At 63.5% G+C, this 26,358-nt stretch carries 28 protein-coding genes and 1 pseudogene; 18 read left to right on the top strand and 11 right to left on the bottom strand.

From position 1 onward, the window contains the following. Positions 1-88: 88 nt before the first annotated feature. The 6 genes from hemN to JN756_RS13335 form a co-directional block, all read right to left on the bottom strand. On the bottom strand, positions 89-1,474 hold the full coding sequence (gene hemN / locus JN756_RS13360; RefSeq protein ID WP_046383783.1) for an oxygen-independent coproporphyrinogen III oxidase: 1,386 nt from the start codon (positions 1,472-1,474) through the stop codon (positions 89-91). Then, positions 1,471-2,781 (bottom strand): oxygen-independent coproporphyrinogen III oxidase, encoded by a 1,311-nt coding sequence (locus JN756_RS13355; RefSeq protein ID WP_046488404.1) that lies wholly within the window; start codon positions 2,779-2,781, stop codon positions 1,471-1,473. The genes hemN and JN756_RS13355 overlap by 4 nt, the downstream gene beginning before the upstream one ends. 90 nt (positions 2,782-2,871) lie before the next feature. Continuing rightward, complete coding sequence (locus tag JN756_RS13350; RefSeq protein WP_046383785.1) at positions 2,872-3,315, bottom strand: CopD family copper resistance protein; 444 nt, start codon at positions 3,313-3,315, stop codon at positions 2,872-2,874. Between the two features lie 95 nt (positions 3,316-3,410). After that, positions 3,411-4,727: an OprD family porin gene (locus JN756_RS13345; protein WP_046383786.1), complete on the bottom strand. Its 1,317-nt coding sequence runs from the start codon at positions 4,725-4,727 to the stop codon at positions 3,411-3,413. A gap of 223 nt (positions 4,728-4,950) precedes the next feature. Continuing rightward, the gene (locus JN756_RS13340; RefSeq protein ID WP_079443602.1) at positions 4,951-5,496 is read right to left on the bottom strand and encodes a putative natural product biosynthesis protein; all 546 of its coding nucleotides are present in this window, start codon (positions 5,494-5,496) and stop codon (positions 4,951-4,953) included. A 62-nt stretch (positions 5,497-5,558) separates the two neighbouring features. Next, entirely contained in the window at positions 5,559-5,942 is a 384-nt protein-coding gene (locus tag JN756_RS13335; RefSeq protein WP_201022162.1) for a DUF2946 domain-containing protein, read from the bottom strand. Positions 5,943-6,123: 181 nt separating this feature from the next. Between JN756_RS13335 and JN756_RS13330 the strand changes: the two genes are divergently transcribed. Both JN756_RS13330 and JN756_RS13325 read left to right on the top strand, forming a co-directional pair. Continuing rightward, positions 6,124-6,729: an SCO family protein gene (locus JN756_RS13330; RefSeq protein ID WP_046383789.1), complete on the top strand. Its 606-nt coding sequence runs from the start codon at positions 6,124-6,126 to the stop codon at positions 6,727-6,729. Then, entirely contained in the window at positions 6,729-7,196 is a 468-nt protein-coding gene (locus JN756_RS13325) for a copper chaperone PCu(A)C (protein ID WP_046383790.1), read from the top strand. Before JN756_RS13330 ends, JN756_RS13325 begins: the two co-directional genes overlap by 1 nt. Before the next feature lie 15 nt (positions 7,197-7,211). On the opposite strand, the gene JN756_RS13320 is transcribed toward JN756_RS13325, so the two are convergent. Beyond that, complete coding sequence (locus JN756_RS13320) at positions 7,212-7,541, bottom strand: DHCW motif cupin fold protein (RefSeq protein WP_046383791.1); 330 nt, start codon at positions 7,539-7,541, stop codon at positions 7,212-7,214. An 18-nt stretch (positions 7,542-7,559) separates the two neighbouring features. Continuing rightward, positions 7,560-7,799 (bottom strand): annotated as a pseudogene (locus JN756_RS13315) (GNAT family N-acetyltransferase); the annotation flags it as partial. A gap of 88 nt (positions 7,800-7,887) precedes the next feature. On the opposite strand from JN756_RS13315, the gene JN756_RS13310 reads away from it, so the two are divergent. The 5 genes from JN756_RS13310 to JN756_RS13290 all read left to right on the top strand — a co-directional run bounded on the left by JN756_RS13310 (position 7,888) and on the right by JN756_RS13290 (position 12,005). Beyond that, the gene (locus JN756_RS13310; protein WP_411220350.1) at positions 7,888-9,219 is read left to right on the top strand and encodes a flavin-containing monooxygenase; all 1,332 of its coding nucleotides are present in this window, start codon (positions 7,888-7,890) and stop codon (positions 9,217-9,219) included. A gap of 22 nt (positions 9,220-9,241) precedes the next feature. Then, the gene (locus JN756_RS13305) at positions 9,242-9,652 is read left to right on the top strand and encodes a RidA family protein (RefSeq protein ID WP_046383793.1); all 411 of its coding nucleotides are present in this window, start codon (positions 9,242-9,244) and stop codon (positions 9,650-9,652) included. A gap of 10 nt (positions 9,653-9,662) precedes the next feature. After that, complete coding sequence (locus JN756_RS13300; protein WP_201022161.1) at positions 9,663-10,340, top strand: DUF1028 domain-containing protein; 678 nt, start codon at positions 9,663-9,665, stop codon at positions 10,338-10,340. After that, entirely contained in the window at positions 10,337-11,479 is a 1,143-nt protein-coding gene (argE, locus tag JN756_RS13295) for an acetylornithine deacetylase (protein WP_126589009.1), read from the top strand. Before JN756_RS13300 ends, argE begins: the two co-directional genes overlap by 4 nt. Before the next feature lie 133 nt (positions 11,480-11,612). After that, positions 11,613-12,005, top strand: coding sequence for a hypothetical protein (locus tag JN756_RS13290; protein WP_126589010.1), 393 nt, complete (start codon positions 11,613-11,615; stop codon positions 12,003-12,005). Positions 12,006-12,088: 83 nt separating this feature from the next. Here the strand turns inward: JN756_RS13290 and JN756_RS13285 are convergent, their stop codons facing one another. Further along, a complete protein-coding gene (locus JN756_RS13285) occupies positions 12,089-13,000 on the bottom strand; it encodes a LysR substrate-binding domain-containing protein (protein ID WP_046383797.1) in 912 nt (303 codons plus the stop codon). A 216-nt stretch (positions 13,001-13,216) separates the two neighbouring features. Between JN756_RS13285 and JN756_RS13280 the strand changes: the two genes are divergently transcribed. The 9 genes from JN756_RS13280 to JN756_RS13240 all read left to right on the top strand — a co-directional run bounded on the left by JN756_RS13280 (position 13,217) and on the right by JN756_RS13240 (position 22,015). Then, positions 13,217-14,632, top strand: a complete 1,416-nt coding sequence (locus JN756_RS13280; protein WP_046488423.1) for a purine-cytosine permease family protein — start codon at positions 13,217-13,219, stop codon at positions 14,630-14,632. 288 nt (positions 14,633-14,920) lie between these two features. Next, complete coding sequence (locus JN756_RS13275; protein ID WP_046383799.1) at positions 14,921-15,214, top strand: hypothetical protein; 294 nt, start codon at positions 14,921-14,923, stop codon at positions 15,212-15,214. Positions 15,215-15,516: 302 nt separating this feature from the next. After that, positions 15,517-16,008, top strand: coding sequence for a GNAT family N-acetyltransferase (locus tag JN756_RS13270; protein WP_102617916.1), 492 nt, complete (start codon positions 15,517-15,519; stop codon positions 16,006-16,008). 70 nt (positions 16,009-16,078) lie between these two features. Further along, on the top strand, positions 16,079-16,318 hold the full coding sequence (locus JN756_RS13265) for a hypothetical protein (RefSeq protein WP_046383801.1): 240 nt from the start codon (positions 16,079-16,081) through the stop codon (positions 16,316-16,318). A 74-nt stretch (positions 16,319-16,392) separates the two neighbouring features. Beyond that, positions 16,393-16,818, top strand: coding sequence for a GNAT family N-acetyltransferase (locus JN756_RS13260; protein WP_046383802.1), 426 nt, complete (start codon positions 16,393-16,395; stop codon positions 16,816-16,818). A gap of 209 nt (positions 16,819-17,027) precedes the next feature. Further along, a complete protein-coding gene (locus JN756_RS13255; RefSeq protein WP_046383803.1) occupies positions 17,028-17,549 on the top strand; it encodes a sigma-70 family RNA polymerase sigma factor in 522 nt (173 codons plus the stop codon). Next, the gene (locus JN756_RS13250; RefSeq protein ID WP_046383804.1) at positions 17,546-18,496 is read left to right on the top strand and encodes a FecR domain-containing protein; all 951 of its coding nucleotides are present in this window, start codon (positions 17,546-17,548) and stop codon (positions 18,494-18,496) included. Before JN756_RS13255 ends, JN756_RS13250 begins: the two co-directional genes overlap by 4 nt. Before the next feature lie 97 nt (positions 18,497-18,593). Beyond that, positions 18,594-21,056, top strand: coding sequence for a TonB-dependent siderophore receptor (locus tag JN756_RS13245; RefSeq protein WP_046383805.1), 2,463 nt, complete (start codon positions 18,594-18,596; stop codon positions 21,054-21,056). Positions 21,057-21,121: 65 nt separating this feature from the next. Continuing rightward, positions 21,122-22,015 (top strand): AraC family transcriptional regulator, encoded by an 894-nt coding sequence (locus JN756_RS13240; RefSeq protein ID WP_046383806.1) that lies wholly within the window; start codon positions 21,122-21,124, stop codon positions 22,013-22,015. Here the strand turns inward: JN756_RS13240 and JN756_RS13235 are convergent. Next, positions 21,957-22,544: a LysE family translocator gene (locus JN756_RS13235; protein WP_046383807.1), complete on the bottom strand. Its 588-nt coding sequence runs from the start codon at positions 22,542-22,544 to the stop codon at positions 21,957-21,959. The two genes, JN756_RS13240 and JN756_RS13235, sit on opposite strands and share 59 nt — an antisense overlap. 78 nt (positions 22,545-22,622) lie before the next feature. After that, the gene (locus tag JN756_RS13230; protein ID WP_126589013.1) at positions 22,623-23,324 is read right to left on the bottom strand and encodes a FadR/GntR family transcriptional regulator; all 702 of its coding nucleotides are present in this window, start codon (positions 23,322-23,324) and stop codon (positions 22,623-22,625) included. A gap of 318 nt (positions 23,325-23,642) precedes the next feature. Between JN756_RS13230 and JN756_RS13225 the strand changes: the two genes are divergently transcribed. Beyond that, positions 23,643-24,992, top strand: a complete 1,350-nt coding sequence (locus JN756_RS13225) for an MFS transporter (RefSeq protein ID WP_046383809.1) — start codon at positions 23,643-23,645, stop codon at positions 24,990-24,992. Positions 24,993-25,004: 12 nt separating this feature from the next. Beyond that, complete coding sequence (gene gudD / locus JN756_RS13220) at positions 25,005-26,354, top strand: glucarate dehydratase (RefSeq protein ID WP_201022160.1); 1,350 nt, start codon at positions 25,005-25,007, stop codon at positions 26,352-26,354. Positions 26,355-26,358 lie beyond the last annotated feature (4 nt).

The raw sequence follows: 26,358 nt of genomic DNA, 5'->3' as shown, positions 1-26,358 counted from the left end.
GCGGAAGCTCGACAGCGCCCACAAGGAGACCGCGCTGCGGGCGGACATGGCGATCAACAGCTCCCACAGCGGATACAGGCCTCTTCGCTTAAACCGTGCGGGAAAACTGGCCTTTGTGCGCGCCGCCCAGGTAGGCGTCAAAGGCCATCGCCACGCTGCGCACCATCAGTTGGCCCTTGGGCAACAGTTGCAGCGCATCGGCCTGGATCAGCAATAACCCGTCCGCCACCTGCTCGTCCAATTGCAGCAGTGCCTCGGCGAAATAGTCGTTGAAGCGCACGCCATGGGTGGCCTCGATCTGTGGGAAGTCGACTCGACCATCACACATCAGGCCATTGATCACCTCGCGGCGCAGTACGTCATCCGGGTTGAGCCGATAGCCGCGCTGCACCGGCAGCATCCCCGCGTCGAGCCGGGCGTAGTACTGGGACAGTTCCTTGACGCTCTGGCTGTAGCTGTCACCGACTTTGCCGATGGCCGACACGCCGAGGCCGATCAGGTCGCAGTCGGCATGGGTCGAATAGCCCTGGAAGTTGCGCTGCAAGGTGCCGTTGGCACGGGCCAGCGCCAGCTCGTCGTCGGGCAAGGCGAAGTGGTCCATGCCGATGTAGACGTAACCGGCCTCGGTCAGGCGGCGGATGGTCAGTTCCAGCAGTTCCAGCTTGCGCGCCGGCGGCGGCATGTCTTCGGGACGGATCATGCGCTGGGCACGGATCTGGCTCGGCAGGTGTGCGTAGCTGTAGGCCGCCACCCGATCAGGGCGCAGGGCGATCAGCTTGCTCAAGGTCACGTCGAAGCTGTCCACGGTTTGCAGCGGCAGGCCATAGATCAAGTCGACGCTCACCGACTTGAAGCGCGCCTCACGCGCCGCGGCCACCAGTTGCAGGATCTGCGCTTCGCTTTGCACGCGATTCACCGCCGCCTGCACGTCGGGGTCGAAGTCCTGCACGCCGAAGCTCAGGCGATTGAAGCCCAGGCCGCGCAGCGTGTTGATCCGCTCAACGCTGATGGTGCGCGGGTCGACCTCGATGGAGAACTCATGGGCGTCGCTGTCATCCAGGGTGAAGTGTTCGGCCAGGCAGGCCATCAGCTCGGCCAATTGCGCGTCGTCCAGATAGGTCGGCGTACCGCCGCCCAGGTGCAACTGGGTCAGGCGCCGGGAACGCTCGAACAGCGCCGCCTGCATCTGGATCTCACGCTTGAGATACGCCAGGTACTCCACGGCCCGATGGGTCTTGCGGGTGATGATCTTGTGGCAACCGCAGTAATAGCAAAGGCTCTGGCAAAACGGGATGTGGATGTACACCGACAACGCCTTGGGCGCGGCCACCTCATGGCTGGCGCGGACCGCCTGGTGATAGTCATCCAGGGCAAAGGCGCTGTTGAACTGCGGCGCGGTCGGGTACGAGGTATAGCGTGGCCCCGGTCGGTCGTATTTGTGGACCAGGGCACGGTCGAATTCAAAAGCACTCATGTGTCGATCACCTCGTCGTTGGCGCTGACCGGGGTGGCGAGCACGGCACGTTCAAACAATGCGCAAATACCGTCCACCTGCGGCAGGCCGGCGGGCAGCAACCAGATGAACGTCGGGGACAGCTCGATCAGACCGTCGCGGTGCAGCGCTTCCAGCAACGGCCAGAGGTAGGCGAAATAGCGTGCGAACACCAGGCCGTAGCGCCGTTCCACCGCCTGTACATCCAGCTCCAGGTCACAAGCCAGGCGTTCGGCCACGTGCAGGCGCACCGGGTCAGAGGTTTCGCGGAACCAGCCCCGGCATGTGGCGAGCTGACCATTGCCCAATTGCTCACGGTACTCGCGGGCATCGGCCGTGTTCTGCGCGCACAACGTGTCGATCTGGCTGATGGCGCCCACGCCGAAACCGATGTGGTCGCAGTAACCGTGCAGGGTGAAGCCTTCGCAGTTACGGCTCAGGCGCCCGCGTTCCTGGGCTTGCTTGAGGTCGTCGTCGGCCCGGGCGAACTGCCCCAGGCCGATGTAGTGATAGCCCGCCGCGGCCAGGAGCTGGAAGCAAATACGGCGCATCGCGCTCTTATCCGCCTCGCTGCTGAACGCCTGGGGTTGTTGGGATTGATAGCGCACAGGCGCATGGGCGTAATCGAATACCTGCAAGCGATCCGGCTCCAGGGCGATCAGGCTGGCCAGTTTCAGCTCGATACTGGCCGGGGTCTGCCAGGCATGGCCGTAGCCGAGGTCGATGTTCACCGAGCGAAACCCGAAGGTGCGGGCCGCATCCACCAGCGATTCGATCGGCGCCGGGTCCTGATACCGCGCCTGGCACAGCGGCCCCTCGCGGTTGGCGTCCGGCACGCCGATGCTTGCATGGTTGAAGCCTTGTTCGCGCAGCAGGCCCATGGTGGCCCAGTCCGTGTGCCCGGGGTCGAGGTCGACGCAGTAGTCACCCCGGTCGTGGTCAAGAAAATTGAAGCGCTCGTGCAACTGCGCCATCAACTGCTGCACCTGGGCGAACGCCGGTGTGGTGCCGCGCAGGTGAAAGTGATCGACCGGCTGGCGGCCGCCGAGTTGGCAGCCGATCAGTTGGATTTCCTGGGTGAGGCTGTGCAAATACTCAGCGCCAACGTCGCCCGCCGGCCAGTGCAGGTTCAATGCCAAGGGCCGCTGGCACTGGCGGCTGTTGCGCAAGGCGCGCAACAGGTCAAGGGAGCCGACACCGGCATGGAAGCGACGGGTGTCCGTTTGGCAAGCCAAGTCCAACACGCCTTGATCGTGACGAAAGCGAGCGGGATGAAGAAGGGTACGCATGACGGACTCCGGTTCGGGCGGCGGTGGTGCATTGTCCGGTGCGCTTGGGCCACACGCCTTGATGTGCATCAAGGTCGCAGCCCCGCCCGTCTACCAGTTCAGGTAAAACATGCCCTTGGCCAGCAGCACAATGGCGACCATGTGCGCGAACAGGCTCAGATGCACCCAGCGGACATAACGCGCACTCACCGAGCCCCAGCGCATGCGCGCCATGGTCAGCAGAAAATGCAGGAGCACGCTGGCCGCCAGGATCAGCTTGAGGGTCAGCAAGGTGCCGAAAGCCGAGGCCGACGGCGCAGCCAGCACCGGCAGGTAACGCAGCCAGACCATGCCCAGGCCCGCGCCGAACAGTACCAGCAACACCCACGGCATCAATACCCGGGCACGCTGGCCGACGCCCTGCTCCACCAACACCATCACCCGCGCCGGCAATTGCCGGTGCAGGTGCCCCAGGATCAGCACCTCGAAAAACACCGTGCCGATGAAGATCAGCGCAGCGAACAGGTGAGCCACTAAAAACACGGGGTAAAGCATGGTGGCCTCTCAAGGGGACCGGCCGTTGGGACTTCAGTGTGCGGCCTGGCGCAACGCGTGGCCTTGATACCGATCAAGCGTTGCGAGAGTGCGGCTTACAGCAGTGGGATGCTGTAGCTGACGATCAGTCGCGTCTCGTCCTTGTCGGCCGTGTCGTTACCGCGCCACACCGCACCGCGCCAGGTCAGGCCCAGGCCCTTGAACGTGCCCGAGGGGATCACGTAATCGACACGCAGGTCGCGCTCCCACTCGCTGTTGTCGCGACCTGCCGTCTGGATGTGGCTGCCGCGGATGTAGGTCACGCTCGAGCGCAGGCCCGGAAGGCCAAGGCTGCTGAAGTCGTAGGCGTAGCTGCCTACCGTGGCCTGTTCCCCGGCATTGACGAACTTCAGCGACTGGGAGTTGGTGATCAGGTACAGCGAACGGCCCTGCCCCTGGTTGATATGCGGAAAGTCACTTTCACCGGTGGTCTTCTGATAACCGAGGCTCAGCGAATGCCCGTACAGGCCGTAAGTGAACAGCGCACTCCACAGGCGGTTGTCGACCTTGCCGGCGTTGACGCCCGCGCCGTAATACCCCGAGCTGACATAGCCTTCGCCACGCCCGGCGGCGCTGGCGTTCTTGCCGTCGGCAGTGCTGTAGAAATAGCGCAGGTCAGTCTTGAACTGCCCCACCGGCAACTGCCAGTTGTGGATCAGGCCCAAGAAGTGCTGCTGGTAAAAATTCTCCAGGTTGGCGTAGTAGTACTGCAGTTGCAGTTGCTTGCTGACGGCGTAATCCACCCCACCGTAGTAGAACTGGTTGCTGGACTTGCCCTTGACCGGATCATTCGCACCGACAATGGACATGCCCTGGCCGTTACTGGAGTTACGGTCCAGTACCTGCTCGATTTTACCGGCGATCAGGTTGAAGCCCTGCAGGTCCTTGGAGTCCACTTGATAGCCACGGAACGTCTGCGGCAACAGCCGGCCGTCTTCAGTCGTCAGCACGGGCAGCTTGGGCATCAGCGTGCCGGCTTTGAACTGAGTCTGGGAGATACGCATCTTGCCGGTGGCGCCGGTCTTGCTGAAGTCGTTGGCGGCCTTGCCATCGGACAACGGGAAAACACTGCCGGGGGTGTTGTCTTCACCAGCCTTGCCCGCGCGCCCCGAGGCGTCCAGGCGCAGGCCGTACATGGCTTGCAGGTCCAGGCCAAAACCAACCAGACCCTCGGTAAAACCGGACTGGTAGTTGAACATGAACGCCTGGCCCCACTCCTTATCCGTAGGGGCTTTGGCGTTACGGGTGTCCTGGTTGTAGTAGAAATTGCGCAGGTCGAGGGTGGCTTTGCTGTCGTCGATAAAACCCGACGCAGCCACCTGCTGCGCGGCGCCCAGTGAGACGGCGAGCGCCATGCAAGTCTTGTGGTTCATGAAGGCTCCTGAAAGTAATTGAGGCGACCCGTCACAGCCCAACCCTGTTCTTTGTCAGTCGGGTGGTGCTGCATCTAACGGGTGCGCGCACGGTATAGCGTTGGGCGGCCGGGAAATAGTCGCTAAAACCGTCATTCAGTTTTTCACTTTTTGTAACAATCGCCGGAGCCCGCGAGCCTCGCCGGGGCGTGCAAGCCTTCACGGGGTGCCGGCGGCGGGCACTTCACGGCACCGGCAACCAAGCGCTGAAACCGCCACGCCGGGTCAACGGGCACCAGGCGAAGTCCCAGGCGGGAGGCGGCAACGGCGGCTGTTCGTCGAGCGCAAACGCGCTGCCCTTCCAATCGAAGACTTCCGAACCCTGCCAGGCCAGGACCACACCCTGGGCCTGGCTGTCATCGGTGTCGACCCACCGCGCCGCCGCCGCGGCCATGAACGCGTCGATCGGTTCATCGTCGATCTGCGCGCGGTACGGCGAGACCAGCAGCCAACGGCCGATGTTCAGGTGCCAGGTCCAGTCCTGCGCCAACTGGTTGTGGTAGGCCCAGGTCATGAAGCTGCGAAACAGGTTCAAGCCTTCGGGCGGGTCGAGCTTGAGCAGCGCCGGGCAGATGTCGAACAAGGTGTGCCAATAGGGCAACAGGCGCGCATCCAGATGCACGAAACTACGCGAATTGCTCGGGTATTCCGGCCGCGCCGGCTCCGTGTGCAGGCGGCGCGCCGCCTTGCTGACCAGGCGGCTGGCGCCGGCAGGCAATAGAGGCTTCATAAAACGCACTCACAGTCGTGACGATAAAACGCCTCCTGATCACAGGAAGCCCAAGGCACACGTCAGAATGCGGGGGATGCGCGGGGGTTGGCCGAGGGCCAGGAATAACGCGGCGGCGCCTTGTTGCGCCGTTCATGGGCCGGTCGTGGGGTCTGGCCGAGGCCCAGCAGCCAAGCCAGGCCGATCAGGAACACGATGGCCACGCTCGCGGCAGCGCACAGCGGGCAGGCAAAGTAGTTCGAGATATCGCTGGAAGCCGGGCTAGCCAACCCTTTGTCGGAAAGTGGCGCCTGGTTGCTGTCCACCGAACAGAACGCGCCACCGACACCATTGAGCTGCTGGCCGAGCATCTGGCCATGGCCCAAACCGCACACGAACAGGTTCAGCAGGACACAGAAGTACAGGGTCCAGGCGATCAGCGAACGGTCCGAGCGGCGCAGTTTCATGGCGGCGACTCTACCATCGAAGCCCCGCAGGGATGAAGCGCGGCGCGCCCCTGTGGCAGAACGTCGCAGATTACGCGCATCGGCCAGGGTTGGTAGACTTGGCGCCCTCCGCGTTTACTCCTTTTCAACGCCTGGCGTATAGATCCAGAGCAAGGCAGGCGCTTCACAGGATGCACAGTTGATGAGTACGTTATTCACCCGCCGCAAGGTCCTGACCGGCATGGGCCTGTTGGGTCTGGGCCTGCTGGCCGGTTGTGACAACAGCCCCAAGTTGAATTTCAAGTACGGCAAGGACTTGAGCGACAAGATCATGGGCCGCACCTTCAAGCTCAAGAATACCCAGGGTGAAACCGTCACCTTGAGTTCGTACCGTGGCCTGATGCCGGTGGTGTTTTTCGGCTTCACCCAGTGCCCGGCCGTGTGCCCGACCACCCTCGCCCGCGCCGCCCAGGCCAAGAAACTGATGGGCCGCGACGGCGAGATCATGCAGGTGATCTTTATCACCCTCGACCCCGAGCGCGACACGCCAGAGATCCTCGACCGCTACGTCAAGGCCTTCGACCCCAGCTTCGAAGCGCTGTATGGCACCCCGGAAGAGATCGCCGTGGCCGCCAAGGAATTCGGGATCTTTTATGAAAAGGTCCCCGCCGGCGACACCTACACCCTGTCCCACACCGCCACCAGTTTCGTGTTCGACACCCGCGGCAACCTGCGCCTGGGCCTGTCGGCATCCCTTAACGCAAAAGAGTGTGCAGAAGACCTGCTCACCGTCATGGAGGTCTGTTAATGACTGCCGTTCAACACCTCAAGCGCACCCTGATCGGCCTGTCCCTGCTGGGCCTCGCCGCGCACGCCAGCGCCCAGGTCCAGGTCAGCGACGCGTGGGTGCGCGCCACGGTGCCGGGCCAGCCATCCAGTGGCGCGTTCATGACCGTGACGGCCGACAGCGACAGCAAACTGCTGCGCGTCGCCTCTCCGGTGGCCAAGGACGTGCAGATCCATGAAATGAGCATGAAGGACGATGTGATGCGAATGGGCCCGGTGGACTCGATCACCCTGCCCGCAGGCACCCCGGTCAAGCTCGACCCGGACGGTTATCACGTGATGCTGATGGGCCTGACCGGGCAGATCAAGGAAGGCGACCAGGTGCCGCTGACCTTGACCGTGGAAAACGCCAAGGGCGAGCGGCAGACCGTCGAGGTCAAGGCCGCTGCCCGTGGGTTGGATGGCATGGCCCCTGGCAAGATGCATTGATGGGCTGGCGCCGGTTCAATCCACGATGAACAGCTTGGCGCCAACCCGCGTCGAGGAGCGATGCCCTTCCATGTTGTTTCCCACCTGATAACTCATCCCGGCCGTCAGCGTGAATTGGCGGCCATCTTCCAGTTCCGTGTGCAGCTCGCCTTCGAGGCACAGCAGCACATGCCCACGCCAGCACCAGTGATCGGCCAGGTAGCCGGGGGTGTATTCGACCATGCGTACACGGGTGGTGCCGAAGTGGCCAGTGCGCCACCAGGCACTGCCGGTGATGCCTGGATGAAGCTCGGGTTCGAGGGTGGACCAGTCGGTGATGCCAAACGGGACAGCAGTGAGTTCCATGGTGGGCTCGGTCGTCAGTTAACGTGAACCGACCCTAACCGTCTGGAATGCTGCACGACAGACACAGATCGCCGGCTTTTTTGGGATACACGCCCACTGCAACCCCGACGGCGAGTGGTGAATCGCCTCATCGTGCCCCACCTACCCGCACCGCCGGTAACGGGTGGCCGCATTCAACCTCGCATCCAGCACCAACTCCTCGATCTTGAGCGTCCTCGCCAGCGCTTCGAGGTGATTCAGCATCGCCTTGCCATCGCCTGCCGAGGCCCTTTGCATCCGATATTTATGCTCACTTCCCAGCTTAATAATATTTTATTAAAAACCGCCCGCCCCCTACCTTGAAGTCATGCCCAAGCTGAATCCAACTGCATTACGCAAGGACAGACACATGACGCAAGCAATCACCCAAACAGACACCCTGGTGGTAGGCGCCGGCCAGGCCGGCGTGGCCATGAGCGAGCATTTGAGCAAGCACGGCGTGCCGCACCTGGTGCTGGAACGCAGCCGGATCGCCGAGCGCTGGCGCAGCGGCCGCTGGGATTCGTTGGTGGCCAACGGGCCGGCCTGGCACGACCGCTTTCCCGGCCTGGCCTTCGAGGGGCTCGCCCCGGATGCCTTCGCGCCGAAAGAGCGCGTGGCGGATTACTTCGAAGCCTATGCACGCCAGTTCAATGCGCCGATCCGCACCGGCGTGGAAGTCACCTCGGTGCTGCGCAATGTCGGCCGCCCCGGTTTTACAGTACACACCAGCGACGGCGTGATCGAAGCCAACCGCGTGGTGGCGGCGACCGGGCCGTTCCAGACGCCGGTGATCCCGGCGATCGCGCCGACAGACACGGCACTGCATCAGATCCATTCCGCCGACTATCGCAACCCCGGCCAACTGCCCCAAGGCGCGGTGCTGGTGGTGGGCGCCGGCTCGTCGGGGGTGCAGATCGCCGATGAACTGCAGCGCAGCGGCCGTCAGGTGTACCTGTCGGTCGGCGCCCACGACCGCCCGCCGCGCGCCTATCGCCAGCGTGATTTCTGCTGGTGGCTCGGTGTACTGGGCGAATGGGACCAGGCCGCGATCAAGCCCGGCCGCGAACACGTGACCATTGCCGTGAGCGGCGCCCACGGCGGCAAGACCATCGACTTCCGCGAGTTGGCCCTGCGCGGCATGACCCTGGTCGGGCCCACCGAGTCTTTCCATGGCGGCGTGGCCACCTTCCAACCCACCCTGCTGGAGAACCTCGCACGCGGCGACGAAAACTACCTGGCCCTGCTGGACGCGGCGGATGCGTATATCGAACGCAACGGCCTCGACCTGCCCGTGGAGCCCGAAGCCCGGCGCATCTTCGCCGATGCCGAGTGCGTGAAACAGCCGATCCTGCAACTGGACCTGGCCCGCGCCGGCATCACCTCGATCATCTGGGCCACCGGCTTTGCCGTGGATTACGGCTGGCTGAAGGTCGATGCGTTCGACGCCGCCGGCAAGCCGCAGCACCAGCGCGGCGTGTCCAGCGAGGCCGGCATCTACTTCCTCGGTTTGCCCTGGCAGTCGCGCCGTGGCTCGTCGTTTATCTGGGGCGTGTGGCATGACGCCAAATACCTCGCCGACCATATCGCCACCCAGCGTCAGTACCTCGAATATCGCGTCGCGGCCCCGCTCGTGCGCCCGTCTCCTGTCAGCGCCTGATCATTTTTCCCGGAGTTTTTTGATGCCTACCCACACGCGCATCCGCATGTTCAACACTAAACAAACCTACCCCAACCAGAGCCTGGACAATGACCTGTGCCAGGCCGTGCGCGCCGGCAACACCGTGTATGTGCGCGGCCAGGTCGGCAGCGATTTCGACGGCAACCTGGTCGGCCTCGGCGACCCGCGTGCCCAGGCCGAGCAGGCCATGCGCAACGTCAAGCAACTGCTGGAAGAAGCCGGCAGCGACCTCAGCCATATCGTCAAGACCACCACCTACCTGATCGACCCGCGCTACCGCGAGCCGGTGTACCAGGAAGTCGGCAAATGGCTCAAGGGCGTGTTCCCGATTTCCACCGGGCTGGTGGTATCGGCCCTGGGCCAGCCGCAGTGGCTGATGGAAATCGATGTGATCGCCGTGATTCCCGAGTAAGGAGCCGTACATGACCTTTTCAATCGTCGGCCGTTGCGCCGACACCGGCCAACTGGGTATCGCCATCAGCTCTTCGAGCATCGCCGTCGGCGCACGCTGCCCCTGGCTGCGGCCGGGTGTCGGTGCGGTCGCGACCCAGAACATCACGCTGCCGGCCCTCGGCCCGGACGTGCTCGACCTGCTGGAACAAGGCCTGGCCCCCGCCGCCGCCATCGATGAGGCGCTGACCCGCAACGGCTACAGCCAATACCGCCAACTGACCGCGATCGATCACCTGGGCCGCAGCGTGCATTTCAGCGGCAGCCAAACCCTCGGCAAGCACCACGCGGTGTCGGGCGAACAGTGCGTCGCGGCCGGCAATATGCTCGCCGACCGCGCAGTGATCGAGGCGATGGTCCAGGCCTTCGAGCAAGGCGAAGGCCAACTGGCCGAGCGACTCTTGGCCGCGATGCATGCCGCCATCGCCGCCGGTGGCGAAGCCGGCCCGGTGCATTCGGCCGCGTTGCAGGTGGTGGGCGAACTGACCTGGCCGATCATCGACCTGCGGGTGGATTGGGCCGACGCCAACCCGATCGGCCAACTGCACACGCTGTGGGACGCCTATCGCCCACAAGTGCAGGCCTACATCGACCGCGCCCTGGCCCCCGACCACGCGCCCGGCTATGGCGTCGCCGGGGACGAGCGATGAGCCGCAGCCGCGCATTGCTGCAGACGCTGGTGGGGTTCGATACCACCAGCCGCGAGTCCAACCTGCAGTTGATCGCCTTTGTGCGCGATTACCTGGCGAGTCACGGCGTGGCCAGCGAGCTGATCTACAACGAGGCCCGCACCAAGGCCAACCTGTTTGCCAGCATCGGCCCGGTGGAGGTGCCCGGGATTGTGCTGTCCGGGCATACCGATGTCGTGCCGGTGGATGGGCAACCGTGGAGCGTGCCGCCGTTTGAACTGACCGAACGCGACGGCCGGCTGTTCGGCCGGGGCACTGCGGACATGAAGGGCTACATCGCCTGTGTGCTGGCCCTGGTGCCAGCGCTGGTCGCGGCGACGCTGCGCCGGCCGGTGCATATCGCCCTCTCCTACGACGAGGAAGTCGGTTGCCTGGGCGTGCGCTCGTTGCTCAGCGTGCTGGCGCAACGGCCGGTGAAGCCGATGCTGTGCATCATCGGCGAACCGACCGAACTCAAGCCGGTGCTCGGCCATAAAGGCAAGCTGGCGATGCGCTGCGATGTGCATGGCGCGGCCTGTCATTCGGCGTATGCGCCCCATGGCGTGAATGCGATCGAGCATGCCGCCGAATTGATCGGCGAACTGGGACGCATCGGCCAACGGCTGCGCGATAAGCAGGATGCGCGCTTTGATCCGCCGTTCAGTACGGTGCAAACCGGGGTGATTGGCGGGGGCAAGGCGCTGAACATCGTGCCCGCCGACTGCCGGTTTGATTTTGAGGTCCGCGCGCTGCCGGGCCAGGCCCCCCAAGCGGTGGCGGATGAATTGCGCGCCTACGCCGAGCAGCAGGTATTGCCGCGCATGCAGGCGGTGAGCGCGCAGAGTGCGATTCGCTTTACCGAGCTGTCGGCGTATCCGGGGCTGATGACCGATCAGCAGAGCGAGGCGGCCGAGTTGATCGCGGCATTTTGCGGCTCGCGGGCGTTCGGCACGGTAGCGTTCGGCACCGAGGGCGGGTTGTTCGACGCGGTGGGCATTCCCACGGTGGTGTGCGGGCCCGGCAGCATGGACCAGGGGCATAAGCCGGACGAGTTTGTGAGTGTGGCGCAGTTGGCACAGTGCGATCAGATGTTGCACAGCATGCTGAACGCGCTGCGTTGACGGCCCTCGGCTGTGCCGGCGACATACCCTGCATCAATCGCTACCCGCAGCTGATGGAACCGTACTTGAAGGCGGCCCACATAGGAAAACGGCTAATAGCCGTTTTCACTTCAACAGCCTTTGAGTATTGACCATGATAGGAATTCCACCGCACTCGCCGTTGAACAACCCGCTCAACGCTGCGCCGCCTGAAGAGTTGCGTCAGCGCCCCGAAGCGGGTGTACCTGACAGGGAAAGCATACGCATGGCCGTAAGAGAAGAGGATGCATACCGCACGCTAGATGCCTTTTTTGACGTGGCAGAAGCTAACGGCATCAAGGATCTGAACCCGAGCCACGGCAGGCCCTACCTCGATAACAACTTGAACCCGCCGGGCAACGTGGTGCCGCTGTCCGTCCACTTCCGCCCGGACCGTCCGGATGACACTTACAGCCCGGGGCACTTGAAGGCGGTCAACAACTTCGGCACACAACTCGACGCACGGTTGAAGCAACTGAACATCCGGAATGTCGGGCCCGAGGAGTAATCCCAGCGCCGATCAGAGTTGACGCCTGCGTGACCCAGGACAGCCGGGCCGATGCGTTGTTGGCCCAGGCTTGAGCGCGCCGATCAGGCGAGCAAACGCGCCAGCTCCTCGCGGCAGTAATCGACGAACAACTGCACCGGCTTGGTCAACGGTGCGCGGCGCAACCACACGGCCGACAAGCCCGAGCCGGTGACGGTTTCCGCCAGCGGCAGGCACACGACTTTCTGGCCGTCATAGGTGTACTCGGTAAACGGCCTGGTCACCAGGATCGAAAAGCCAAACCCGCGCCCCACCATGCCCCGCACCATCTCGATCGACGGCGAGCTGAACACGATGTTCGGCGTCAAGCCGCGCTCTTCAAAGATGCTCACGAAGTACGTGCGGCTCGGCAGTACATCCAGCAGGATCATCGGCTCCAGCACCAGGTCCGCGAGCGACACCTTGGCCTGCTGCGCAAAGCGGTGATCGGCCGGCAACAGCGCATACGGCTGCTGCGGCGGCATCAACGGCGTGGTCTCGATGGTCGCGCCCAGGTCATGCTCGAACAGCATCGCCACGTCGATACTGCCGGCCGTCAGCGCCTGCACCAACTCCTGCTGCTCGCCATCGCGCATGCGGATTTCCACCCCCGGCCAGCGCGCCTTGAAACCGGCGATCAAACGCGGCAGGTACAGCGGCGCGACGGTTTCGAAGCAGCCGATATCGATCTGCCCCGCCACCACGTCATTGTCGGCCAGGGCATTCTGCTCGAACTCGTGGGCCACCCGCAGCAGCTCCAGCGCCTTGCGATAAAAGCGCGCGCCGCTGGGGGTGAGCGACACGCCCTGGGCATGATGGCGGATAAACAACTGCACGCCAAAGCTGTCTTCCAGTTGCTTGATCGCGGTGGACACCGACGGTTGCGCGATATACAGCTTGCGCGACGCCTCGGCGACGCTGCCGCACTCGGCCGTGGTGACGAAATATCTGAGCTGGCGCAGGTTATAGGCAGCCATCGGGCCCTCCGCAAATGTGGGACTTCGCCCCAGGACACAAGCGGGCAACATACCGGAGCGCGTGGCCACGCGAGATACTTTTTTTAAGGTCTATAGCAACAAACTTACTAATTTACCTCCCCGCCCCCATTGCAGATGATCGCTCCAACAACAAAGCGCCGCTGAGCGGCGTACAGCGAAGTACGTCAACGTACTCACCTTGCCTTGGAGCTCGTCATGGTTACCACTGCAACATCCAGCGCCCCGCTTATCGAAAAACACACGATTGGATACGTGCCCCCGGAAGATCGCCACGGAAAGGTAAGAGACCTGTTCACCCTGTGGTTCGGCGGCAACATCGCGCCGTTGCCGATCGTCACGGGTGCGCTGGGCGTGCAACTGTTCCACCTCAACCTGATCTGGGGCATCGTCGCCATCCTCGTCGGCCACCTGGTCGGCGGCGTGCTGATGGCATTGCACTCGGCCCAGGGCCCGCAGATGGGCATCCCGCAAATGATCCAGAGCCGCGCACAATTCGGCTCCCTCGGCGCGTTGCTGGTGGTGGTGATCGCCGGGGTGATGTACATCGGCTTCTTCGCCTCCAACATCGTGCTGGCCGGTAAATCCCTGCACGGCGTGGTCGACAGCGTGCCCGTGCCGGTGGGCATCGTGATCGGCGCCATCGGTTCCGGGATCATCGGCATCATCGGCTACCGCTTCATCCACGTACTCAACCGCATCGGCACCTGGGTGCTGGGCGCGGGGATCGTGCTGGGTTTCGGCTACATCTTCAGCCATATACAGACCAGCGACTTTCTGACCCGCGGCAGCTTCAACCTCTCCGGCTGGCTGGCCACCGTGTCCCTGGCGGCGCTGTGGCAGATCGCGTTCGCGCCCTACGTCTCCGACTATTCGCGCTACCTGCCGGCCGACGTACCCGTCGCGTCGACCTTCTGGACCACCTACCTGGGCTCGGCGCTGGGTTCGAGCCTGTCGTTCATCTTCGGCGCCGTCGCGGTGCTCGCCACCCCGGTGGGCATGGACACCATGGACGCGGTCAAACTCGCCACCGGCGCCATCGGCCCGTTGATGCTGGTGCTGTTCTTGCTCAGCGTGATCAGCCACAACGCCCTCAATCTGTACGGCGCGGTGCTGTCGATCATCACCCTGGTGCAGACCTTCGCCTACCGCTGGATCCCCACCGCAAAAAGCCGCGCCGTGATCTCGATCATCGTACTCGCGGCCTGTTCGGTGGCCGCGGTATTCGCCTCGAAAGACTTTATCGGCCACTTCGTCGACATGGTCCTGGTGCTGCTGGTGGTACTGGTGCCGTGGACGGCGATCAACCTGATCGACTTCTACGCGATCCATAAAGGCAAGTACGACATTGCATCGATCTTCCGCGTGGACGGCGGGATCTACGGGCGCTACAACCCCCAGGCGCTGCTGGCCTATGCGGTGGGGATCGCGGTGCAGATTCCGTTCATGAACACACCGCTGTACGTGGGGCCGATTTCGCAGCACATCAACGGCGCGGATTTGTCGTGGGTGGTGGGGTTGGTGGTGACGTCGCCGTTGTATTTCTGGTTGGCGAGTCGGGACAGTGCGTATAAGCGGCGGATGGCGGAGGGGACGCTGGTGGGTGGAGTTTGAAACAGCCTGTCGGTTGCGCCTCGATTAACCGCACCTTATAGTTCGCCCCGTCGCTGGCATTGGTCGGCGACAGGGTTTCGCAGCCCTACACAATAGAATCAACCTGCACAGTCATCAGACCCTCAGGCGGTGTCCGTCTGCGCCTCGTTTATGGCGGCTGTGCGTGGGAGACCTTCGGGTCTGCCGGGGGTGATTCTTCCTGGTCTGCGAACCCGCGCACAGTTGCCACCCAATCTGTTTCGCAGCAGCAAGGTGGTGATTCTTTTTACCCAAATAGAATCGAACCTCATGACCAATCAAAATCCGCCCCGCCGCTTCACCCCCATGTCCCAAACCGCAACCGACTACCCGGTCCTGCTGATCGACAGCGACGCCCCGCTCAGCGAGTTGCACGCCTGCGCCAGCGAGCGCCTCAATGCCGCGCTCGCCTACCTGCACCTGATGGCCTGTTCCAAAGTGTCCGACTATGCCGAGCACGACATCAATACCGTCGCCAACACCGCCCGGATCATGGTCCAGGATGTGGCGGATGTGTTTACGGTGATGGAGCGGCGTGGGTTTGATTCGCCTGCGGTGAGTTGACGTGATGTAAGTGCTGAAGAAACCCGCTTTGGCGGGTTTTCTGGTTTCTGGTGAACTGGAAGTTGGCGAGTGAAGTGGATTTGATGGCGTTTGTCCCGCCGCCATCGCAGCCTCGCTGGGGCTCGACAGCTCCCACCGTTGACCGAGTCCGGCCTCCAGAAGTGGGTCGGTCATCAAGCCCCGTCACTTGGCCCCGTTAAACCACGCTGGCCGAACATCCTCGTCGACCCAGAGGCCACAATGGCGGCGCTATTGACACCCCGCTATCATGTGGCCTTTCGCTTACCCTCCGAGGAAACCGCATGCCCGCCCTCTCCTTTCGCAACGCCCTCCCCAGCGACGCCGCCCATTGCTTCGACATCGAAACCACTGCCTACGAAGGCGACGAAGCCGCGACCCTGGAAAAGATCGCCACGCGCATTGCCCAATACCCGCAAGGCTTTTTGATCCTGGAGGCAGATGGCGAGGTGGTGGGCTTCATCAACAGCGGCTGCGCCCACAAGGTGGTGATGTCGGATGAGGCGTTCAAGGAGTTGGTCGGCCATGCGGCCGAGGCGCCGAATGTGGTGATCATGTCGGTGGTGGTCGCCCCGGCGCACCAGGGCAAGGGCTATTCCACCGCGTTGATGCGCGAGTTTGTGCAGCGCATGCGCGCGCTGGGCAAGCAGACGATTCACTTGATGTGCAAGGACCGCCATGTGGCGCTGTACACACGCCTGGGCTACCGCTACGTGCAGCCGTCGGCGTCGGACCATGGAGGGATGGCGTGGCACGAGATGGTAATGGCCTTTTAATAGCCACCCTGGGAACTTATCCCTGTTACAGCGCCCAACAAGGCACCACGAATTGACTCGGACTGCTTTGATGTCCAGGGCACGTATCAGCCGCTTGTTGACCTCCTCTTTGATCGCAGCCCCGTTGATGGCCATGGTGCCGGTTGCATTCGGTGCCACTGCGCAGGACATCGAGCACCTCCGAAACTTATCCGTCGACCAGTTCCGCCGGGAGGCCAAGCAACGCGCCGAGGAGCAGGCGCGCCAGGAAGCCAGGGAAAAGCAGTTGCAGGAAGAGGAGGTACGCGCTTTATTGGTCGAAAAACCCTGATCACGCCCACACTCAATCGTATAAAGAACTGTCTAGACGCTTGTCGGACAACGGGCCACAAGGAATCCAGCGCGATGCAGCCTCCTCTCATTGAAATCAGCGACCAGCCCAACCCCGACGCCGAACGCATCCTCGGCAACGGCCTGGCGGCGTTCAACGAACAAGCCACCGGCTACCATGACCGGCGCCCGCTGAGCGTGCTGGTCAAAGACCCGCACACCCAGCAGGTGCTCGGCGGCATCACCGGCCGGAGCGCATTCGGCATGGCCTTCCTCGACCTCTTCCACTTGCCCGAGACCCTGCGCGGTTCCGGCATCGGTAGCCGATTGCTGCGCGCCTTCGAAGACGAAGCCCGACGCCGCGGTTGTCGCAATGCCGTGCTCTACACCATCAGCTTCCAGGCACCGGGGTTCTATGAGAAGAACGGCTGGGTGCGGTTTGGCGAAATCGCCTGTGAACCCGAGGGCAACAGCCGGGTGTTTCTGTCGAAACAGCTGTGAGATTCAGGCGTTCACTCGTTGGAGATCAACGTGCCGGTACCGACGGGTGAATAGATGATGGCCTGGATATCCAGGTTCTTGATGCCCGAGCTGATTTCTTCAATCCATCGATACAGCCTCCCAAAAGCAAACCAATATCATTTGCGCACAACCCGACGCTTTGGTTTAATCGCGACCAATTCTTATTTACGCCAAAGCCTTTGCGCTGGATGGACAGTGTGTCGACCTCCTTCACCCACCTCTATGGCACCCACCACAGCTGGCTGCTCGGCCTGCTGCGGCGGCGCCTGAACGACCGCTGGGATGCCGCCGACCTGGCCCACGACACGTTTATCCGCATCCTCGGCCGCCCGTTGGCCGAAACCGATCACGTCGGCCAACGCTCCTACCTGGCCACCATCGCCCGTGGCCTGTGCATCGACCACTGGCGCCGCCGCCAACTGGAACGCGCCTGGCTGCAAACCCTGGCCGAGCGCCCGGAAGCGCAGCAGCCGTCGCCGGAGCAGCGGGCGATCATCGTCGAAACCCTCTACGAAGTGGACACGATGCTCGCGCGCCTGCCGAAGAAGGTCAGCGAGGCCTTTTTACTCGCGCACTTGCACGGCCTGCCCTACAAGCAGATCGCCGTACAGCTCGGCGTGTGCGAGCGCATGGTCAAGAAGTACATGGCCCAGGCCCTGCTGCACTGCGCGATTCTGGAAGCCGAACTCGACGGGATGCTGGTGCAATGAGCCGCCCCGGCCAGCTCAGCCACGCCAGCCTGGAGCAGGCTGCGCACTGGTACGTGCGCCTGCAGGCCCCAGGCGGTGCGCTCGAACAGTTGCGCTGGCAAACCTGGGTTGCGCAAAGCCCCGAGCACCTGGCGGCCTGGCAGTACGTGCAGCGCGTCAGCCAGCGTTTTGCGCCGTTGCTGGAGCAACCCCATGGCGCCAGCCGGGCCTTGCGCAGCTCGCGGCGCCAGACGCTCAAGACCCTGCTGGTGCTGGGTGTCGGCTCGACACTGGCCTGGGGCACCTGGCGCCACAGCCCCCTGCCCCGCCTGGCAAGCGGCTGGAGTGCCGACTATGCGACCGCCAACGGCGAGACCCGCGACGCGCTGCTGACCGATGGCAGCCACGTGTGGCTGAACACACAGAGCGCGCTGGATGTGCGCTTCGATGCCGCGCAACGCTTGCTGCGCCTGCGTTTTGGCGAAGTGTTGATCGACACCGCCAAGGACCCCAACCGTCCGTTCCTGGTGGACACCGAACAAGGCCGGCTGCAGGCGCTGGGCACGCGCTTCAGCGTGGTGCAAGGCGATGAACATACCCAGCTCACGGTGTTCGAGGGCCGGGTGCGGGTCAGTACGCTCAACCCGCACCCACGGATTGTCGACACCGGCCAACAGCTGACGTTTACCCGCAACCACTTCAACACCGCCAGCGTCGCCTCCCCGGCCCGTGAAGCCTGGAGCCGTGGCGTGCTGCTGGCGGACAACCTGCCGCTCGGCGAGTTGATCGCCGAACTCAACCGCTATAGCCCCGGCCACCTGGGCTGCGACCCGGCCGTGGCGCAGTTGCCGGTGATGGGTTCGTTCCCGCTCAAGGACAGCGACCAGGCCCTGCACCTGCTGCAAGCCGCGCTGCCGATTCGGGTCGAGCGGCCGATGCCGTGGTGGGTCAGCGTGGGGCCGCAGTAAAAAACTTCACCCGCCAGTTCCCTTTTTCGACACTCGTTCGGTTAACCCTGCAGACGCTTTCAACTCGCCGATCGACTTGATCCCAAGGGACACCTCCATGCCGCAACCTGCTCGCTTCGCGCTGCGCCCACTGGCGCTGGCCACCTCCCTGCTTTGCCTCGGCGCGCCGACGCTGTACGCCGCCGAGCCGACCTCGACCCAGGAAGCCGCGCGCAGTTATCGCATCGCGGGCGGTGCCCTGGTCGCCGTGCTGAACAGCTTCGCCGAACAGTCCGGAATGTTCATCGCCGGCCATAACAGCCTCGCCGCCGGTAAAACCAGCCCCGGCCTGAACGGCAGCTACACCCCGACCAGCGGTTTGCAGCGCCTGTTGCAGGGCAGCGGTTTGCAGGCGCTGCCCCAAGGCAACAACGGTTACGTGCTGGAGCTGATCCCCGCCCACAGCGGCGCGCTGGAGCTGGGCGCCACGACGATTTCCGGCCAGGGCCTGGGCGCTATCACCGAAGACACCCACGCCTACACTACCGGTGTCATGGCCTCGGCCACCGGCCTGCCGCTGTCGATGCGCGACACCCCGCAGTCGGTCACGGTGATCACCCGCCAGCAGATGGACGACCAGGGCTCCAACAGCATCGCCGACACCCTGCGCCGCGCCCCCGGCGTGAGCGTGCAGAACTACGACAGCGAACGCTGGGAGTTCTCCAGCCGTGGCCTGCCGATCACCAATTTCCAGTACGACGGCGTCAACGCCACCTATGACGGCGTGTACGACTACGGCACCACCAGCACCGACATGGCAGTGTACGACCACCTGGAAATCATCAAGGGCTCGGCCGGCCTGCTCAGCGGTTCCGGCGACCCGTCGGCCACGGTCAACCTGATCCGCAAAAAGCCCACGCGGGAATTCAAGGCCTCGGTCACCCAGACGTTCGGCTCCTGGGACAACTACCGCACCGAAGGCGATATTTCCGGCCCCTTGACCGAGTCGGGCAATCTGCGCGGACGCTTTGTCGGCGTGTATCAGGACCGCCAGTCGTATCTCGATCACTACCAGCACACCAAGGACATCGGCTACGGCATCCTTGAAGCGGACCTTACGCCCGACACCCTGCTGACCTTCGGTATCGACCAGCAAGACACCCGCTCCCGTGGCGCCAGCTGGACCGGTTTCCCGATGTTCTTCAGCGACGGCTCGCGCACGCACTTCTCGCGCTCGTTCAACCCGGCGGCCGACTGGAGCCGCCGCGACTTCCAGAACCAGACGCTGTTCGCCTCGGTGCAACAGCAGTTGGCGAACGACTGGTCGCTCAAGGTCAGCCTCGACCGCAAGCGCAGTCAGCACGACACCCTGCTCGCCTCCGCCAGCGGCGGCAACCCGGACCCGGTCAGCGGCGACGGCATGTACATGTTCATGGGCAAGTACAAGGGCGACCAGTTACAGAACACCCTGGACGTCAATCTCAGCGGGCCGTTCAACCTGTTTGGCCGCGAGCACGAGCTGATCATGGGCTTTATGGCCACCCGCTCGAAGCAGGACGTGCCGGTCTACGGTTCGATTTACCCCGCCGTGGGCGGCAGCATTTTCGACTGGCACGGCGAGTACGCCAAACCGGATATCCCGCGCAGCGGCCAGAACGATATCGTGCAACGCCAGACCGGCGCCTACCTGGCCACGCGCTTGAAACCCACGGACGATTTGTCAGTGATCCTCGGCACGCGCGTCAGCACGTTCAGCGGCACCGACACCACCGATTTCTATGACCCGACCAAGGCCGACAACCGCACCACCTACCGCCAGAGCGGCGTGGTCACGCCGTATGCCGGGATCGTCTACGACCTCAACGACACCTGGTCGGTGTACACCAGCTACACCCAGATCTACCGCCCGCAAAGCAGCAAGGACGCCGACCGCAAACTGCTCGACCCGATCGAAGGCGCCACCTATGAAGCCGGGCTCAAGGCAGCGTTCTACGACGGCCGCCTGAATGCCAGTTTTGCCGCGTTCCGCATCGAGCAGGACAATGTCGCCGAGTACGTGTCGGGCTTCGAGACCGATTCGGTGTACCGCCCGATTGCCGGCGCCACCACCAAGGGCTTCGAGGCGCAACTGTCGGGTGAAGTGCTGGACGGCTGGAACATCTCGGCCGGCTACACCTACCAGCACACCCGCGATGCCAACAACGGTTATGTGTACAGCTCGGTGCTGCAAACCACCACGCCGCAGCAGGTGGTGCGCCTGTTCAGTAGCTATCGCCTGCCCGGCGCGCTGGAGCATGTCACCGTGGGCGGCGGCGTGAATTGGCAGAGCGAGTTCTTCGGCAACGTGTTCCAACCCGACCCGAACGACACGCTCAACTTCGGCCAGAACGCACGCATCACCCAGGACAGTTACTACCTGGTCGACCTGATGGCCCGCTACCGCTTCAACGAGCACCTGAGCACCACGCTGAACGTGAAGAACCTGTTCGATAAAAAGTACTACACGGGCCTGGGCAACTTCGGCACCGGGTTCTACGGCGAACCGCGCAGCCTGCAACTGGCGACTAAATGGGACTTCTAGGCTGACGGCCCCGGCAGTCTGTGCAATGATCCTCCCTCGATCTCCCGAGGGATGGAGCCGCCGCCATGTCGCTGAACACCGCCACTCACCCCGCGCAAGCGCCGCGCTTCTGGCGCGACGAGCGCTTGCCGTTCATCGAAGCGCGGACCATCGCCGATGGGCGCAAGGTCACCTACACCCGCCACGCCCACGAGCATTTCTCCATCGGCGCGATCACCACCGGGCGCAGCTATTACCACTACGGCGCGGACACCTTCCAGATCAGCGCCGGCACGGTGGTGCTGATGAACCCCGGCGATGTGCATGCGTGCAACCCGATCCACGACCAACCCTGGTCGTATCACATGCTCTACCTCGACACGCCCTGGCTGACGGACCTGCAATACCAGTTGGGCTTCAGCACCGACCAGGGTTATCGACCGTTCAATACGCCCTATACCCGCGACCCGGTGCTGTACAACGGCCTGATCGAGCTGTACCGGATGCTGTTGGATGAGCACGCCGAACTCCTGCAAAAACAGAGCCTGCTGGTGAGTTATTTCAGCGAGGTGCAGCAGCGCCTGAACCCTTCGAACACGCCGGTGCGGGAGGTCAATCACAAGCTGGAACGCGCCGCCGAATACATCCGCGAACACTGCACCCAGGCCTTGAAACTCGAAGACATCTGCCTGGCGGCCGAGCTGTCGCCGTCTTATCTGATCCGCGCCTTCAAGCAGTATTACGGCTTGACGCCCCATGCGTTTCTGGTGAACCGGCGCATCCAGTTCGCCCGCACCCAATTGCGCAACGGCGAACTGATCGCCGACGTCGCCCTGGCCGCCGGCTTTGCCGACCAGGCGCACTTCCAGCGCACCTTCAAGCTGCACTTCGCCGCCACGCCGGGGCAGTACCGCGACTTGCTCAAGCCATCAGCAAATAACCCACACTGGCCACCAGCAACGCGGCCATCGAACGGTTGAACACCCGCACGCCCTGCGCGTTGCCGAGGTAACGGCGCAAAAACGTGCCAGCGTAGGCCCAGCAGGCTACCGACAGGTAGCAGATCACCAGGTAAAGCGCCGCAAACAGCCACACTTGCCGGGCGTCACCATCCGCGACAAACAACCCCATGCCCGCCACGCAGGCCAGCCAGGCTTTGGGGTTCAGCCATTGCATGATCGCGCCGTAGAGCATCGACGGCGCCGTTGCGGTGCCTTCGGCGTCCAGCCGGCCATCGTCCACCGCAAGTTTCCAGGCCATGTACAGCAGGAAGGCGACCCCGCCCCACTGGATCAACTGGGTCAGAATGGGCCAGCGCAGCAGCACTTCATGCAGCCCCAGGCCGATCAGCACCAGCAACAGCGTGAAGCCGGTGGCGGCACCGAACACGTGTTTCTGGCTGGCGACAAAACCGAAGCGCGCGCCCGAACTGAGAGCGACCACATTCACCGGGCCCGGTGTGATGGAGGTGGCCAACGCGAAGGCGGCCATGGAAAGGATCAAGCTCATTGCGGTTCCCTGTTGTGGTGATGAACAGGGGCCACGGTAAACACCCCGGCGAGCCGGGTATTGAAGAAAATGCCCCTGCTACTCGCCGGTCATGCGTTCCAGGCTGTTGCTCAGGTGCAACAACATCGCGGCGCGGGCGGCGTCGGGGTCCTGGCGACGGATGGCGTTGAGGATCGCCTCGTGTTCCAGGTTGGCCAACTGGCCGAGTTTCATCAGGTCGGTATCGCCGCGCTCTTCGGCGTTGATGCGCGTGCGCGGGATCACCGAGTTGCCCAGGTGCTGGATCACATCGGTGAAGTAGGTGTTGCCGGTGGCCTGGGCAATCAACTGATGGAAGCGCACGTCGGGTTCGACGCTGCTGTCGTTGTTGGCCAGCGAGGCCTGGTAGTCGTCGAGGGCCTCGCGCATGTGCTGCAACTGCACCTCGCTGCGGCGCAGCGCGGCCAGGGCGGCGGCCTGGGTTTCCAGGCCCAGGCGCAACTCGAGGATGCCGCGCACGCTGACGGCAGTGTCGTGGTTCAGGTGCAGGCCCTGGCGCTGGTCCCGCGCCAGCACAAAGGTGCCCACCCCGTGCCGGGTTTCCACCAGCCCTGCCGCCTGTAACTTCGACAGCGCCTCACGCACCACCGTGCGACTGACACCGTACTCGCCGACAATGGCCGACTCGGAAGGCAGCTTCTCGCCCGGCGCCATTTGGCCGAGGAGAATGCGCTGGGTCAGCGTGGTCACGATGTCATGGGCCAGGCCCTGGGAGCGCTTGCGGGGGGTGTCGTTGTGCATCGGTCATTCCATCGGTTGGGCGCAGTCAATACTAACATCCCCTTGCACCACCTACTTGTATGACAACAAACAAATTCCGCCACAACTGCGCCGCGTTTTCACGGGAGCCGATTTGCCTGCGATTGTATCGGCGCGATTGATTTCATGCGCTATGACGCCTGTAAAACAGGATTGCCAGCCCTGTCGCGTGCTCGTACAGCCAAAATTTACGTTGCGACGCGGAAAAAAGCAGTTGTATGATGTCTATCAAGTTGCCAGGCACCCCCGGCAGCCCTGAACCCATCCCCGCACAACAATAATCCGTGGGAGTTCTACCCCGTGACCTCTTCCAACCCTGCGACAGCTGCGCCTGCCCTCGACCCCGTCCTGGCCCGCGCGATCAAGAAAGTGAAGCAGCATGTGCTGCCACTGTTCGTGATCATGTTCATCGTCAACTACATCGACCGCGTCAACATCGGCTTTGTCCGCACCCACATGGAACACGACCTGGGCATCGGCGCGGCCGCTTACGGTTTCGGCGCCGGCTTGTTCTTCATCGGTTATGCGTTGTTCGAAGTGCCCTCCAACCTGCTGCTGCAAAAAGTCGGCGCGCGTATCTGGCTGACCCGCATCATGTTCACCTGGGGCATCACCGCGACGCTGATGGCCTTTATCCAGAACGAAACCCACTTCTATATCCTGCGTTTTCTGCTGGGCGTGGCCGAGGCCGGGTTCTTTCCGGGGGTGATCTACTACTTCACCCGCTGGCTGCCCGGGGTGGAGCGCGGCAAGGCGATTGCGATCTTCCTCAGCGGCTCGGCCCTGGCCTCGCTGATCTCCGGCCCGCTGTCCGGCGTGCTGCTGCAAATCAGCGGGCTGGGCCTGCACGGCTGGCAATGGATGTACATCATCGAAGGCATGGCCTCGGTGCTGTTGTGCTTTTTCGTGTGGTTCTGGCTCGACTCCAAACCCCATGACGCCAAGTGGCTCAGCCGCGCCGAACAGGACGCGCTGGTGGGCGAGATCGAACGCGAACAACGCGAGCGTGACGCCGCCACGACGGTCAAGCCGAGCCTGGGCACACTGCTCAAGGACCGCCAGATCATGCTGTTCTGCGCCCTGTATTTCTGCATCCAACTGACCATCTACGCCGCCACGTTCTGGCTGCCGAGCATCATCAAGAAGATGGGCGACCTGAGTGACATCCAGGTGGGTTTCTACAATTCCATTCCCTGGCTGATTTCGATCATCGCCATGTATTCGTTCGCGGCCCTGGCCGGCAAGTACAAGCACCAACAGGCGTGGGTGGCCACGGCGCTGTTGATTGCCGCGGCGGGAATGTTTTTCTCCACCACCGGCGGGCCGATCTTTGCCTTTGTCGCCATCTGTTTTGCGGCGATCGGGTTCAAGTCGGCATCGTCGCTGTTCTGGCCGATCCCCCAGGGCTACCTCGATGCGCGCATCGCCGCGGCGGTGATCGCGCTGATCAACTCCATCGGCAACCTCGGCGGGTTTGTCGCGCCCACCACCTTCGGCTTTCTGGAGCAGACCACCGGGTCGATCCAGGGTGGTTTGTATGGGCTGGCCGGCACCTCGATCCTCGCGGCCATCCTGGTGTTCTTCGCCAAGACCCGGCCCGGCGCCCAGAGCCCGAGCGTGCTGCACCCCGCCCCCGTCTTGAGCAAATAAGGAAGCGTTTTGATGAATACAGAACACCAGCACCACGCCAGCCATGCCCCCATCGTCACCCACCTGCAAGTGATCCCGGTGGCCGGCCACGACAGCATGCTGCTCAACCTCAGCGGCGCCCACGGGCCGTTTTTCACGCGCAATATCGTGATTCTCAAGGACAGCGCCGGGCACATCGGCGTGGGCGAAGTACCGGGCGGCGAACGCATCCGCGAAACCCTGGAAGACGCGCGCAGCCTGGTGATCGGCAAGCCGATCGGCGCGTACCAGAGCATTCTCAATGCCATGCGCCGCACCTTTGCCGCCCGCGACAGCGGCGGCCGCGGCCTGCAGACGTTCGACCTGCGCATCACCATCCACGCCGTCACCGCGATGGAAGCGGCGCTGCTCGATCTGCTCGGCCAGTTCCTTGAAGTGCCGGTGGCCGCCCTGCTCGGCGAAGGCCAGCAGCGCGACGCGGTGAAGATGCTCGGCTACCTGTTCTACATCGGCGACCGCCAGCAGACCGACCTGGCCTATCGCAGCGAAGCCGATGGCGACAATTGGTGCCGCCTGCGCCATGAACCGGCCCTGACGCCGGCCGCCATCGTGCGCCTGGCCGAAGCCGCCCAGGCCAAGTACGGCTTCAACGACTTCAAGCTCAAGGGCGGCGTGTTGCGCGGCGCCGAAGAAATCGAAGCGGTCACGGCCCTCGCCGAGCGCTTCCCCGACGCACGCATCACCCTGGACCCGAACGGCGCCTGGTCACTCAAGGAAGCCATCGCCCTGTGCCGCGACCAGCATCACGTATTGGCCTACGCCGAAGACCCGTGCGGCGCGGAAAACGGCTATTCGGGCCGCGAAGTCATGGCTGAATTCCGCCGCGCCACCGGCCTGCCCACCGCCACCAATATGATCGCCACCGACTGGCGCGAAATGGGCCACGCGATCCAGTTGCAATCGGTGGACATTCCCCTCGCCGACCCGCACTTCTGGACGATGCAAGGCTCGGTGCGCGTGGCGCAGATGTGCCATGAATGGGGCCTGACCTGGGGCTCGCATTCCAACAATCACTTCGATATTTCCCTGGCGATGTTCACCCAGGTGGCCGCCGCCGCACCGGGCGACATCACCGCGATCGACACTCACTGGATCTGGCAGGACGGCCAGCGCCTGACCAAGGCGCCGTTGCAGATTGTCGACGGTCACATCCAGGTGCCTACCAAGCCGGGACTGGGTGTCGAGATCGACATGGACGCGGTGGCCCAGGCTCACGAACGCTACAAAGGCATGGGCCTGGGTGCGCGCAATGACAGCGTGGCCATGCAGTTTCTGATCCCCGGTTGGAGTTTCGATAACAAGCGCCCGTGCCTGGTGCGCTGAGCGC

This window comes from Pseudomonas sp. Y39-6, assembly GCF_023651955.1.
GTDB classification, from domain to species: Bacteria; Pseudomonadota; Gammaproteobacteria; order Pseudomonadales; family Pseudomonadaceae; genus Aquipseudomonas; species Aquipseudomonas veronii.
Note: the sequence above shows the minus strand (reverse complement) of the source record. Positions and strands in the feature narration are given on the sequence as shown.

Coding starts and splice junctions, on each gene's coding strand:
- hemN (WP_046383783.1), bottom strand. CDS start 1,474: ATGAGTGCTTTTGAATTCGACCGTGCCCTGGTCCACAAATACGACCGA.
- JN756_RS13355 (WP_046488404.1), bottom strand. CDS start 2,781: ATGCGTACCCTTCTTCATCCCGCTCGCTTTCGTCACGATCAAGGCGTG.
- JN756_RS13350 (WP_046383785.1), bottom strand. CDS start 3,315: ATGCTTTACCCCGTGTTTTTAGTGGCTCACCTGTTCGCTGCGCTGATC.
- JN756_RS13345 (WP_046383786.1), bottom strand. CDS start 4,727: ATGAACCACAAGACTTGCATGGCGCTCGCCGTCTCACTGGGCGCCGCG.
- JN756_RS13340 (WP_079443602.1), bottom strand. CDS start 5,496: ATGAAGCCTCTATTGCCTGCCGGCGCCAGCCGCCTGGTCAGCAAGGCG.
- JN756_RS13335 (WP_201022162.1), bottom strand. CDS start 5,942: ATGAAACTGCGCCGCTCGGACCGTTCGCTGATCGCCTGGACCCTGTAC.
- JN756_RS13330 (WP_046383789.1), top strand. CDS start 6,124: ATGAGTACGTTATTCACCCGCCGCAAGGTCCTGACCGGCATGGGCCTG.
- JN756_RS13325 (WP_046383790.1), top strand. CDS start 6,729: ATGACTGCCGTTCAACACCTCAAGCGCACCCTGATCGGCCTGTCCCTG.
- JN756_RS13320 (WP_046383791.1), bottom strand. CDS start 7,541: ATGGAACTCACTGCTGTCCCGTTTGGCATCACCGACTGGTCCACCCTC.
- JN756_RS13310 (WP_411220350.1), top strand. CDS start 7,888: ATGCCCAAGCTGAATCCAACTGCATTACGCAAGGACAGACACATGACG.
- JN756_RS13305 (WP_046383793.1), top strand. CDS start 9,242: ATGCCTACCCACACGCGCATCCGCATGTTCAACACTAAACAAACCTAC.
- JN756_RS13300 (WP_201022161.1), top strand. CDS start 9,663: ATGACCTTTTCAATCGTCGGCCGTTGCGCCGACACCGGCCAACTGGGT.
- argE (WP_126589009.1), top strand. CDS start 10,337: ATGAGCCGCAGCCGCGCATTGCTGCAGACGCTGGTGGGGTTCGATACC.
- JN756_RS13290 (WP_126589010.1), top strand. CDS start 11,613: ATGATAGGAATTCCACCGCACTCGCCGTTGAACAACCCGCTCAACGCT.
- JN756_RS13285 (WP_046383797.1), bottom strand. CDS start 13,000: ATGGCTGCCTATAACCTGCGCCAGCTCAGATATTTCGTCACCACGGCC.
- JN756_RS13280 (WP_046488423.1), top strand. CDS start 13,217: ATGGTTACCACTGCAACATCCAGCGCCCCGCTTATCGAAAAACACACG.
- JN756_RS13275 (WP_046383799.1), top strand. CDS start 14,921: ATGACCAATCAAAATCCGCCCCGCCGCTTCACCCCCATGTCCCAAACC.
- JN756_RS13270 (WP_102617916.1), top strand. CDS start 15,517: ATGCCCGCCCTCTCCTTTCGCAACGCCCTCCCCAGCGACGCCGCCCAT.
- JN756_RS13265 (WP_046383801.1), top strand. CDS start 16,079: ATGTCCAGGGCACGTATCAGCCGCTTGTTGACCTCCTCTTTGATCGCA.
- JN756_RS13260 (WP_046383802.1), top strand. CDS start 16,393: ATGCAGCCTCCTCTCATTGAAATCAGCGACCAGCCCAACCCCGACGCC.
- JN756_RS13255 (WP_046383803.1), top strand. CDS start 17,028: ATGGACAGTGTGTCGACCTCCTTCACCCACCTCTATGGCACCCACCAC.
- JN756_RS13250 (WP_046383804.1), top strand. CDS start 17,546: ATGAGCCGCCCCGGCCAGCTCAGCCACGCCAGCCTGGAGCAGGCTGCG.
- JN756_RS13245 (WP_046383805.1), top strand. CDS start 18,594: ATGCCGCAACCTGCTCGCTTCGCGCTGCGCCCACTGGCGCTGGCCACC.
- JN756_RS13240 (WP_046383806.1), top strand. CDS start 21,122: ATGTCGCTGAACACCGCCACTCACCCCGCGCAAGCGCCGCGCTTCTGG.
- JN756_RS13235 (WP_046383807.1), bottom strand. CDS start 22,544: ATGAGCTTGATCCTTTCCATGGCCGCCTTCGCGTTGGCCACCTCCATC.
- JN756_RS13230 (WP_126589013.1), bottom strand. CDS start 23,324: ATGCACAACGACACCCCCCGCAAGCGCTCCCAGGGCCTGGCCCATGAC.
- gudD (WP_201022160.1), top strand. CDS start 25,005: ATGAATACAGAACACCAGCACCACGCCAGCCATGCCCCCATCGTCACC.